Genomic DNA, 12,462 nt, shown 5'->3' with positions numbered 1-12,462 from the left:
GGAGATTTTTTATGAATGCGAATTTTGAACAATATACAGAAATTGCTGATTTATTAAAAGCTATTGCTCACCCTGCACGAATATGTATTATTAGAGGACTTATGAACAAAGGACGCTGCAATGTTAGCTATATGCAGAACTGTTTAAACCTTCCTCAATCCACCGTCTCTCAGCATCTTCAAAAACTAAAATCTTTTGGAATTATCAAAGGTGAAAGAAATGGTCTACAAATTAATTATAAAATTTGTAATGAAACCATCATAAACGTTATAAATGCGATATTTCCTGATGAACATTAGTTGTCTTTTCAAAAAATTAGCGCTATGTGCTTTTTCTAATAGTAGGTTATAATAATTACCCCTACATAATTTCATAAGTATTTATAGTTATAACTTTATAATTCCCTTTAAAACTACTACAAACAATGTTGTAAATCATCCAAGAAAATACTGCTCCAAGAGTCATCAAGTCTCCTATTCTCAAATATAAAATATAGTGTTACTCCAAAGAGACCACCCAAGGCAAATTTAAACTTCTCCTCTTTTAAAACTTTTTCCTTATGGAATTTCACTTTTAATGTTATAAATAAAATTATTGCAGCTAACATAAATCTATAAAATGCCGATAATGTTGGCTCTACCTCTTCTGATATAACCTTTATGCTTAAATATGATAATCTCCACATAAACATTAAGATAGTTGCCAATATCTAGTTACTCTAATATATTATTATTATAAAGCACATTTTAAAAATAACAATTCAGTATCCTAGTATGTCTATATCCCTATATATTTTCATGTGCATAATATATTAAAATATGATTTATGCAATTTAGATGTTGTTAATATTTCATTTTTGCAGTATTATATTATAGTATTCAAGTTTCAACCGTCACTTATGAAATGTTTTTTTATATTAATTTCATTTCGTTAAAACGCAAAAATTATCTACTCACATATGGAGGTGCCAATTTGAAAAAAGAATTTTCTTTAAGTAACGATAAAGTAATGATAAATTTCACTGCAAAATACTGTAATAGTCCTGAAACCCTATTAGAAAGTGCTGGCTTTCGACGGGTTTTCAACGCATATCTCAAAAAAATAAAAAAGAAAAAATCGAATATATATAAATATTTAATCCAAAATGCACACACAGACAATGAGAATTTAGATGTCTTCATTGTACATTTATTTAAACTCTTATCTGTATTAAATGTACATGAGATTACAAATTTAAACACTAAATATAGTTCCCTTATAAGTAGCAAGGATACTTTTATTGATTTTATAGAAGATTTCTATGGCTTTTGGAGAAAACTTGAAAGATACACTGTAATTCACAACAATAAAATCAATGATGGCCTTGAGAAAACAAGCTTTGTTGAAGCTAACAATGATTTTTCAATGCTTATACTTAATTTATACAGAAAAATTGAAGAGAATGTTGTTGGCTATAAACCTAAGGTTTACAGGCAACTGCCCGCAGGTGGCAATGCTGGTCTAATTGTTAATAATGCATATTGGCCAATGCCTTCTGGATATGAGCTATTAAAAGACGTTCCATTTATTGATTCAATAATATTAGATTTACCTTATATAAGCTACCCTAAAAAGAATACTCGTAATGGAATTTTTAATGAATGCTTTGAAAACCCATTGAAAAATTGTACTATAAGCACAGACCATTGGTTTTGTTATCCAGCTAAAGTAGGCACTTTACTTGCATTCATTTATATTCACAGAGATTTTATGGCCCATGCAATAACGCTATGTAACCTCTTTGAAATGGCAAGTGAAAGCGAATATAGGGGCATTAAGCCAGATATAGTTTTTGTTTTTGGTGGTAAAGATTCTTCTAATATTAAAAATTCCTCTTCTAAAGGCAGCACAGTATTTTATGATGATGTAGCAAATAATATCATGCTTGGCTATATAAGTTATGGCGATGAAATTGATTATTTCGGATATGTAAAAAAGATGACCTTAACACTTCATAACTTAATAATGATTAAACGCGGTTCTCTGCCAATTCATGGCGCAATGGTAAACATTATTATGAATAATGGTAACAGCGCAAATATTGTTATCATGGGTGATAGCGGTGCGGGTAAGTCTGAATGCTTAGAAGCCTTTAGAAGTTTAAGTGAAGATTATATCAGTGACATGACCATAGTCTTTGATGACATGGGCGTTCTTACTCTAAACGAAGGTGCTAAACCATTAGCCTTTGGAACTGAAATTGGTGCTTTCGTAAGACTCGATGATTTAGATGCAGGTTATGCCTTTAAAGAAATTGATAGAAGCATATTTATGAATCCTGATAAAATTAATGCAAGACTTGTTATGCCAGTAGCAAGCTATAAAGATATTATTAAGGGTTATCCCGTAGATTTATTTCTCTATGCAAATAATTATGAAGAAGTAACCTGTGATATTGAAGAAATTAATTTCTTTACGAATCCTGCGGACGCTATTGATGTTTGCAAAAGAGGGTCAAGGATGGCAAAAGGTACTACTACTGAATTAGGTCTTGTAACCTCTTATTTTGCAAACCCTTTTGGTCCTGTTCAAAAACAAGAACTAGTAGATGTACTTCTAGTGAACTATTTTGACGAATTCTTCAAAACAGGGGTAAAAGTTGGACAAATCAGAACTTCCTTGGGTGTAAAAGGACAAGAAAAAGATGGTCCTAAAAAGGCAGCTAAAAAACTATTTGAATTAATTATAAAATAAGAGTGCAATCCGTATGAAGTTTCTCCTGCGTGACTCCAAATAAGAGCTTGAAAAGTGAAGTTCCATACTATTGTGCATCTCCATATTCAAAGATGGAGCTCTTGCGCGACCATGGAAGAGAACGGTCTGGCGGCTAACAATGATAGGTGGGACAGACCCGCGACCTATCGGAAAAGGCCACTGAAATATGTATAAATATTTCAGTGGCCTTTTCATTATCGCTTGAATTCTTTTTCAATGACATCTGTTAATTTTTTACATGGGATAACCTTTAATTTCTTAAATTTAACCCCCGCTTTTAAACAATTTTGAGGTATATAAGCCTTTTTAAACCCCATCCTGTCTACTTCTTTTAGTCTTTGCTCTAAAGATGGAACTTTTTTTAATTCACCAGTAAGACCCAGTTCTCCAATAAATACTGTATCCGTAGCTATTCCATGATTAAGCGTAGAAGATGCGATGCTCATAACTACAGCAAGATTCACCGATGTTTCAGTTAATTTAAGACCGCCGGTTGCTTTTATAATAACATTCTTATCATAAAGCCCTATTCCTCCCCTTTCTTCAAGAATAGAAATAAGAGTTCCCAGTTGTTCCTTCCTTGAAAAACACTCACTTAACCTACTTGGGTAAGGAGTAAAAGATTTAGATACAAGACTTTCTATTTCTATAACAATGGGTCTTGTTCCATCCTTTATAACAGCTAAGGCACTTCCTGGAACCAACTCATCTCTTTTGGTCATAAAAAACTCAGAAGGATCAGTAATCTCTTCCATTCCTATGTCCGAAAGCCTAAACATACCACTCTCTTCCGTATTTCCGAAACGGTTCTTCTTACTTACCAAGTGTTTTAGCTCTTCTCCATCTTCTCCTTCAATATATAATACAGTGTCTACTAAATGCTCTAATATGCGCGGTCCTGCCATCTCATCTGCCTTTGTCATTTGCCCAACCAGAAAAACAGCTCTTGGCCTCTCTGGATTTTTTGCTTTATCCTTTAAAGCTGTGGCGCATTCAATTACTTGAGTAGGAGAACCAGCCCTCGAACTTGAATATTCCTCCAAAGTGAATGTTTGAATACTGTCAAGTATTATTAAATCAGCATCGACAGTTTCTATATGTTGTAATATTTCGTCAAGCTTTGTATCTGAATCAACCCAAAAATTATCAGCTATCTCTTTTACTGTTCTGTCAGCTCTATTTTTAATTTGGCTATTACTTTCCTCTCCAGACGCATATAAAACTTTATATCCTTTTAATGACAGTGAATTTGCTAATTGTAGCAAAAGTGTAGACTTTCCCGCCCCTGGGGGAGCAGATATAATAGTCACACTATCTCTAACTATTCCTCCACCCATAACTCTATCAAATTCTGAAACTCCAGTAATTATTCTGTCACTGTTCGCCTGTACAACCGCCTTTAGTTTTGTAGGTTTAGTTGTTGTTCCCATACTATTTAAGGTATTTAATTTAGCGGATCCCGCCTTAACCACTTTCTCTTCATATGAATTCCATGCACCGCAATCATTACATTTACCCATCCATTTTGGAGCATGTGACCCACACTCTTTACAAACATAGATTGTTTTATCTTTTGCCAATTAGAGCCATCTCCCTTTAATTATCATGTCAGTGAAATTCATAAAAAAGATAAGCAGAAGATATATTTTACTTTCTGCTTATCTTTTCTATTATTCCACCTTAGCTTTTTATTTTTTGTAAAACCCACTTACCCTATCAAAATTGTTTTTAAGCCTTTGTCCATTATTCAGTTTAAGTACCCTATCACTATTTTTAATAATATAATTTTCAAGCTTTTCCATGTACAAATCTCCAGCTATTTCTTTTTGAGTAACCATGGTTAATCCTTTTTCCCAACTAGCTGTTAACTCTGGATTTAAAAGCGTGGGGATAGAATTTTTCACCACATCATAGATAATTTCTCCAAGTAGAGTAGGCATAACTACTTGTGTTTTATTATTAGATTTAATGTATTCTATTTTTTCAAGCTTTGTTAAAATCCCTGAACGAGTGGCACTTGTACCAATACCTGACCCTTTTATATGTTCTCTTAGTTCTTCATCTTCAATTAGCTTACCTGCATTTTCCATAGCTATAATAATTGAACCTGTGGTAAACCTTTTAGGGGGAGAAGTTTTACCTTCTTTTACAACTAAATCTTCAATTTCTACACTTTGACCTTTTTTTAATGTACTCAAAAATTTCATATTTGTGCTTTCACTATCATTGCTATCCCTATCCGGTTTTAAAACCTCCAAATAGCCAAGTTCAACGCACACCTTATCTGAGGTGAAAAATCTTTCTTTGTCAATCTTTGTTATAACAGAGACCTTACTATACACAGCAGGCGGATAAAAAATCGCCAAAAACCGTCGTAACACTAAGTCATAAATTTTCTTTTGTATATCCTTTAATGATGAATAGTTTTGAATCCCTTCACCTGTTGGAATAATAGCATAATGATCTGTTACCTTGCTATCATCAACATATTTTGTTTTAGCTATATTACTATACCATTTTTTTCCTAAAATATGCTGAGCTATATTATTTATCTCAGCATTTCCATTTAACTTAGTTAATTTTTTTATATTCTCATCTATTTCTTTTGCTATCGCTGTAGTCAATACCCTAGCATCCGTTCTTGGATATGTAAGCATTTTCTTCTCATATAACGCTTGAATGTGACTAAGCGTTTGCTCTGGATTTATTTTAAATTTCTTAGAACACTCATTTTGTATTTCTGCTAAATTAAAAAGCAGCGGAGCATTTTTGTTTTCTTTTTTCTTAGTAATATTTTCAACGAAAACTTTACCATCTATACTAGAATCCCTTAGTTCTCCCATCAACTTTTCCGCCGTTTCCTTGGTTTTGAACCCACCCTCATTATAAAGCATAGGTGAATCAAAATACTTAGAACCTTCTACTGCTTTCCATTCTCCCTCATAATTACAACCTTCATCTACCTTAAAACTGACCATAATCTTATAAAAAGGAGTAACAACAAACTCGCGAACTTCTCTCTCCCTTTGAACTACCATTCCAAGCACACAAGACATTACTCGTCCCACAGCAATAACTATATAATTTTTCCCAAGATAATTGCTTACAGTTTTTCCATATACTAAACTTAAAAGCCTTGAGAAATTAATTCCCATTAGATAATCCTCTTTTGCTCTTAAATAGGCCGCTTCAGATAAATTATCATATTCACTCAAATCCTTTGCTTCTTTAACTCCTCGAATAATCTCAGCTTCCGTTTGTGAATCTATCCACACTCTTCGTTTTTGCTTATTAGGAGTCCCCGCCATTTCATCTACTAATCTATATATGTACTCCCCTTCTCGCCCCGAATCTGTACAAACATAAATTCTATCAATATCTTCGCGTATTAGTTGGCTTTTAACTATATTGAATTGTTTTTTCACTCCATCTATAACTTCATATTTATACTTTTTAGGTAAAAATGGCAAAGTATCTAAAGACCACTTTTTAAGTTTTGCATCATATTTTTCTGGGTAACTCATAGTAACAAGATGTCCCACGCACCATGTAACAACAGCTTTGTCAGACTCTATATATCCATCAAACTTTCTACCATTTATTTTTAAGACTTTGGCAAATTCCGCAGCAACACTTGGTTTCTCTGTAATAAATAACGCCTTACTAATAATTACCACTTCACTTTCCATTAAATCATCTCCTGCGGAGCTGAAGTATTAACAAACTCTATAATACATGCTCTAATAATTGTATTAAGCAATCTATTATACCATTTTTTACGCACCTATTTCAAAGGAAATGCACTTATAGTTCTTTTAGATATTTTTTCAAATCTCCCCCTGTGCTTTTTTCAAACTTACCCTTGTCTAATTTGAAATATTGTGCCTGCTTCTCTAGATCATTTATTAACTCTACTAAAGTTGCATGACAGGTAAGTACAAAAATCTGATGAGTTTTTGAAAGCTGTACTAATGCCTTAACTGTATTTTTCGTATGTGCAATATCAAAGTTAACAAAGGAATCGTCTAAAATCACTGGTAAACTTGGCTTAATTTCTTTTATGCGGCTTATACGAACTGCCAAAAATAATTGTTCTTTTGTGCCCCTGCTTAACTCTCTTGAACTCTCCTTAACACTCTCATCTCGTAATACAGTTTTAAAGTCTCCCTGCATTAAATCTTCCATAGGCACAATATCTATGTATTCCCCAGAGGTTATTTCACTTAGAATATCACTAGCTCCTTCTAATAACTTATCCTTAGTACTTTCTAAAAATTTTTCTCTGATTTTTTCTAGTAATAAAGCTGCTGTATTATAAACAGCATATTTTTCTGCAAGGGGCCGCAAGTGGCCTCTTGACTGTCTAATTTCTTTATCGTATTGCACTAACATCTCATCAGAATTTAAGGCTAGGAGTTCATCTTTTAAAGTTTGTTTTTCATTCTTTAAAATATCCAATTGCCCTATCAATTCTTTAATTTCAGCATTTAATCCCTCATATTCATAAGTGAGTTCATCTATATTGATATACTCACTATATAAATTTTCAAGGATTTTTAATAGATTTGCATCATCACTGGGCGCAGCTTCTATTTTCCCATCATATAATATTTTTTTTATACGCTGGCTTTTTACCGATTGCAATAACTTCTCCTGAATAATTTTTAATTCGTTCTGCATATTTAAATATTTGATATACTTTTCTCCCTGACTTATATACTTTTCTATATTTAATATTATATCCTCTAAGTAATTGCTTCCAAGGAGCCCCAATATTTCATGCTCTACCATGTTTAATTTTAAGTAACTTTCATGGGCTTTTTCCACCAGTATCAAATACTTATATAACTCCTCTAACTTTAGCAGTATGTCGCTACAAATATTTTCAATATTTTCTAAATTTATTTCCTCTGGATTTTTAGTATTAAACTCAGTAAATTTTTTAAGCACCTCATCAATACTACTTAAAGATTCATTAAGGGTATTAAAGTGACTGCTTAGTTTTTTCTTTAATAAATAATACTCAGATATTTCATCCTTTAAATAAGACACGGTTTTAAAATAATCCTTGATACCTTCTACTGAGACTCTTCCATCGAGCTTTAGAATGTCCCTATACTCGTCCATTATGTTGTTTAGTTCTCTTAAATCCTCATCTAAGCTTATTATTTCCTGGGAATTATTACTGATATCGCCTGATCTATTGTCTATCTGAGTTTTAATTTCTATATTTCTATTTATAATTAGTTTGCTATTTGAGTAATTTATAAACAAATATAGGGCTGATCCTATTGCCCCAATTATTATTAGTGAACACCCAAGCAATTTATCTATAAAAAATAATGCCAAGCCTAAAATCATAAAAGATATTGTAAGATAAAAATACTTTTTCATATAAGTTGCAGAATCGCAGGTTACTATTTGTTTTTCTAAGATCTCCCTTTGGATTTTGAGGTCTCCACTTCTTTTATCACAAAGTGCTCTATCGTATTCTGCCTTTTTAAATTTTTCAATATTCTGTATTAAAATGCATTGTTCCACCTCATCACAATTAATCTCTGAAATATCTTTAAAACTAGACCAGTTATCATTTGATTTTTTAATTTTATTCATTAATAACTGTGTTTTCTCATAATACTCATTTTTTTCACTTAGTAGGTTCTTGTTCATTTCCTTAATGCCTGATATTCCATTATAAAAATCACTAATTAAATCCTTGCTACCTAAAAGTAATTCTTTCATAGGTTTCTCTGTGATTATTTCTCTTTGAAATTCATTGTTGTACTGTTCTAACTCTTTAATATATTGAGTTTTTAGAGTCTTTGCTTTTTCTATATTATATTCCTTTATATCACTATGACTAAAAAAATATGTTTGAAGCTCACCCTCAATATTTTTTCTGTCTTGGTTAAGCTCGTAATTGTGCCTTAAAATGTCTAATTTAATTATATTATTATTGCTAATCTCAAGCTGCTTCTCCTTTGAAATTATGGTAGCCTGAAGATGGGACAAGATATTTTTCTTTTCAGCAAAAGTATCTAACATGGATATGGATTTTTTCCTTCCCTCTACGCCTTTTTTAATATTCTCCGTGAAGGGCTTAAACATTTTAGTTGATGGATTTCCACGAGTTCCACCGATTGTATTAGCTTTTTCCCTTAACTCTTTAGCAACTCCAGGAATTTTTGCAATATGCTTAAAGCCTGCACCCAGTAGCATAGACTGCAGGTTACTATCTTCCTTGCCAGAGCTTTTATTGAGTTCATTAAGACTTATGGTAAAGAGTTCTCTGTAGGCTGATTTATCTATATTATATAACTCTTTATTAGCTTTATTGTCTGTAGCATTATTATAAACTATCTCCGGATTACTAAATCCTTTTAAAAGTACATTTACGCCATTTCCATCATCTAATAATAAATCACATCGTACATCGTATTGGAATTTAGCTGGGGGTATACCGCTATTCTTTGAAAACCCAAAGGGGATATTTCTAAGTACCTGCATTAAGGTAGTTTTACCAGATCTATTTGCTCCACCAATAACTATTATGCCGCTACCCAATTCTTCCAGTTTTTCACCTTGAAACACTCCAAAATCTCTAATATCTAGCTGTGTTATTTTCAAATTCTCACCACCCCTACATTATTTCTAAAGCTTCTGCCAATTTTTCAATAAGCAATTCTCTAGCTTGTGATATAATATCCTGCATAATTTCTTCATCAAAATCAAATTTATCTTCATCTATATTTTCTGTATAAATTTGTTTTTTCCAAATGGATCCCCAATTTTTCGCAAGTTGGTTTTTATGCTCAGGGTCCTCAGTATACAAGTTAATTATTTCATCTAAATCCTTAAAAATAGAGTTTTGCATTTTTAGACTTTCAAAATCCTGCATAAGTGGTTTGGTTCTAAATATTATGGAATCTATCCACAGAAAATATTTTTGGGCGACCAGTTCTTCATTTATATCCTCTATAAACTGCTTATAATCATCTTCCGTCATGTTATTTATATCACCGTGCATATCAGTTCTTCCTTTTATTATAAGCTTCACAATATAGCCTTTAAATTCATCCAATAGATCTTCGTTTAAAGGCGTACTTTCCTTAGAATATGTATCTTCCTTTAAAGGAACAATCTCGCTATAAATTTCAGGAAGACTATATGTTAAACTACTTATCCTATCGTAAATTACTCGAAGTAAATCACTATAATTTTCTATTTTATTCTCATCACTTATTATTACTTCTACCCTTTTATACATAACTGTTGCTATAGGTATGAATTCCATATGGACAATTTCTTTCTTGCATGCTGTAACTAAGAAAACTCCCCCTACTCCCTGTTCTCCCATATCACGCCCTTGAGGAATCCCTGGGAAAGCTATAATAGGTTTCATAGTGCTTAAAATACTTAGTTTATGAATATGACCTAGAGCCCAATAATCTATATTAGGTACCACCTTAAGTTCCTCCAAAGTGCAAGGAACATAATTTTTATTATCCCCTTCTAAAGCAGTATGTAGCATTGCAATATTAAAAACATCATTATCCAATAAATAGTTTTCATATATTTTTTCTCTTTCGGATCGATGCTTATAAGATTTCCCAATAATTTTTGCTATAACTTTCCCTTCTTTGTATACCACAAAACTCTCTGCTTTATCAGCGCTTAATATATGAACATTTTGGGGCATAGCAAATAATTCCTGTGCATCATTTATAGCATCGTGATTACCGTAAATAGCATATACACTTATATCTTTTTCATTTAGTCTTTCGCATTGATTAATAAAAAAACTATTTCCTCTTACTGATCTTAAATAGCTATCATAAACGTCTCCACAAAGTAATATAAAATCTACCTTGTATGAAATAGCTTTATTACATATCCTTTCAAAGGCATCATAGACAGCGTCTTTACACAAGCCTTGAATTTCCTCCTGTGGTTTCCCATTTATATTAAGAAAGGAACCTAAATGCAAGTCTGCAGCATGAATAAATCGAAATGTTCCACTCATTACTTTACCACCCCCTAATATAGATTTTACCATAAAAACCAAAAGTAATATTACTACTACTCCATTAAGATTTTATTATTCCCTACAATATAAAAAAATTTAAGTTATAATAGTATCTATAAATATTTTAGGGAGGTTATTAAAATGAAATTTATAGATTTAAGAAGTGATACAGTAACGCAGCCTACACAAAATATGAGACAAGCTATGTTCACAGCTGAAGTTGGAGATGATGTTTATGGAGATGATCCAACTGTAAAAACACTAGAAGAGTATGCTGCTAAACTTGTTGGCAAAGAAGCTGCGCTATTTGTACCAAGTGGTACAATGGGTAATCAACTAGCACTTTTTACTCATTGCACTAGGGGTAATGAAGTAATTCTTGGTGATGATTGCCATATAGTAATGCATGAAGTTGCTGGTGCATCAATAATTGCTGGGGTTCAGCTTAGAACTCTAATGAGCAATAAGGGTGAATTAGATCCTAAAGAAATTGAATCTAAAATCAGAAAAGAGGAAGAAGACATTCATTATCCTAGTACAGGCCTTATATGCATAGAAAATGCTCATTCCTTCGGTACAGTAATACCTCTAAGTACAATGAAAAAAATTTACACCTTGGCAAAAGGGCATGAAGTACCTGTTCACTTAGATGGAGCAAGGCTTTTTAATGCTTCTGCTTACTTAGATGTGGATGCAAAAGAAATTACTAAGTATTGTGATTCTGTTATGTTTTGCCTATCCAAAGCTCTTTGTGCACCTATAGGTTCTATGCTTGCGGGCAGTAAAATTTTTATTGATAAGGCAAGAAAGAAAAGAAAAGTTTTAGGTGGAGGTTTAAGGCAATCCGGTATTTTAGCTGCAGCAGGCCTCGTAGCGCTTTGTGAGATGATTCCACAACTTAAAATAGATCATAAAAATGCTATAGTTCTAGGCGAAGAATTGTCAAAAATCCCTGGCATAGTAGTCAATAAGGAATATATCCATATTAATATGGTATTCTTTGATATGAGGAGTACTGGATTTAGTAGCGATAAATTAGTAGAGAAATTCTACAATAGAGGAATAAAAATTAATGGAGAAGAAGATGGATTAATGCGTTTTGTTACTCACAATTGGGTTTCTGATAAAGATGTTGAATTTGTTATATCCTCTCTGAAAGAAATTCTTACTCTTGGCTAATTTTTATAATTTTTTTATTATGCCTTATAGTATAATAAATAAAAAAAAGCATACAATAATCTTAGTAGATGATTTATTATGGTTGAGTCTAGAGTGCTCGTAGGCTGGAAATGGCTTTAGAGTATTCGGCCAAAGGTGTATGCGAGATCTGCTAAGGTTTTGTATATGCTGGAGGGAAGATTATTATGGGTTCTTAACAGCTGGATATGTGCCTAACCGTATATATATGGTTCTCCCGGATGTGTAATATTCGAGCTAAGATGATATAGGTTGCCGCAGGTTTTATTAACTTATAACTAGGGGTTATTCTTAATCGAGAGATTGTTTTTGGCCCCCAAGGTGTTCTATATTGTCGAGCAAAGATGTATATATGTGCTGTAATGCTTGTATGTTGTTGAAAGATTACAAATGGGTGTGTAGGTATGTATATGGGTTGTAGCGAAGACTGTTCTAAGTTGTCAAATAATCCCTAGGGTTAAAAGGCAAGTTATTAGGTACATGAA

Annotated in this window: 8 protein-coding genes; 3 read left to right on the top strand and 5 right to left on the bottom strand. The window is 32.5% G+C overall.

Going from position 1 to position 12,462, the window contains the following annotated elements; genetic code table 11:
* Positions 1-11: 11 nt before the first annotated feature.
* Positions 12-299, top strand: coding sequence for an ArsR/SmtB family transcription factor (locus tag ACWJKP_RS06500; protein ID WP_165411973.1), 288 nt, complete (start codon positions 12-14; stop codon positions 297-299).
* A 116-nt stretch (positions 300-415) separates the two neighbouring features.
* Here the strand turns inward: ACWJKP_RS06500 and ACWJKP_RS06495 are convergent, their stop codons facing one another.
* The gene (locus tag ACWJKP_RS06495; protein WP_165411974.1) at positions 416-706 is read right to left on the bottom strand and encodes an EamA family transporter; all 291 of its coding nucleotides are present in this window, start codon (positions 704-706) and stop codon (positions 416-418) included.
* 266 nt (positions 707-972) lie between these two features.
* Between ACWJKP_RS06495 and ACWJKP_RS06490 the strand changes: the two genes are divergently transcribed.
* The gene (locus tag ACWJKP_RS06490; protein WP_165411975.1) at positions 973-2,733 is read left to right on the top strand and encodes a phosphoenolpyruvate carboxykinase; all 1,761 of its coding nucleotides are present in this window, start codon (positions 973-975) and stop codon (positions 2,731-2,733) included.
* 215 nt (positions 2,734-2,948) lie between these two features.
* Here ACWJKP_RS06490 and radA read toward each other — a convergent pair whose 3' ends face one another.
* From radA to ACWJKP_RS06470, 4 genes are all read right to left on the bottom strand, one after another.
* Entirely contained in the window at positions 2,949-4,334 is a 1,386-nt protein-coding gene (radA, locus tag ACWJKP_RS06485) for a DNA repair protein RadA (RefSeq protein WP_462961453.1), read from the bottom strand.
* Positions 4,335-4,442: 108 nt separating this feature from the next.
* Positions 4,443-6,422, bottom strand: a complete 1,980-nt coding sequence (locus tag ACWJKP_RS06480; protein ID WP_165412000.1) for a DNA topoisomerase — start codon at positions 6,420-6,422, stop codon at positions 4,443-4,445.
* Positions 6,423-6,558: 136 nt separating this feature from the next.
* Entirely contained in the window at positions 6,559-9,381 is a 2,823-nt protein-coding gene (locus ACWJKP_RS06475; RefSeq protein WP_165411977.1) for an AAA family ATPase, read from the bottom strand.
* 13 nt (positions 9,382-9,394) lie between these two features.
* Positions 9,395-10,777 (bottom strand): metallophosphoesterase family protein, encoded by a 1,383-nt coding sequence (locus tag ACWJKP_RS06470; RefSeq protein ID WP_165411978.1) that lies wholly within the window; start codon positions 10,775-10,777, stop codon positions 9,395-9,397.
* 144 nt (positions 10,778-10,921) lie between these two features.
* On the opposite strand from ACWJKP_RS06470, the gene ltaE reads away from it, so the two are divergent.
* Positions 10,922-11,959, top strand: coding sequence for a low-specificity L-threonine aldolase (ltaE, locus tag ACWJKP_RS06465; protein ID WP_165411979.1), 1,038 nt, complete (start codon positions 10,922-10,924; stop codon positions 11,957-11,959).
* The last annotated feature ends 503 nt before the right edge of the window (positions 11,960-12,462 follow it).

Source organism: Clostridium sp. CM037, assembly GCF_055081095.1.
This window is presented reverse-complemented; position numbering and strand designations above follow the sequence as displayed.

Coding starts and splice junctions, on each gene's coding strand:
- ACWJKP_RS06500 (WP_165411973.1), top strand. CDS start 12: ATGAATGCGAATTTTGAACAATATACAGAAATTGCTGATTTATTAAAA.
- ltaE (WP_165411979.1), top strand. CDS start 10,922: ATGAAATTTATAGATTTAAGAAGTGATACAGTAACGCAGCCTACACAA.
- ACWJKP_RS06470 (WP_165411978.1), bottom strand. CDS start 10,777: ATGAGTGGAACATTTCGATTTATTCATGCTGCAGACTTGCATTTAGGT.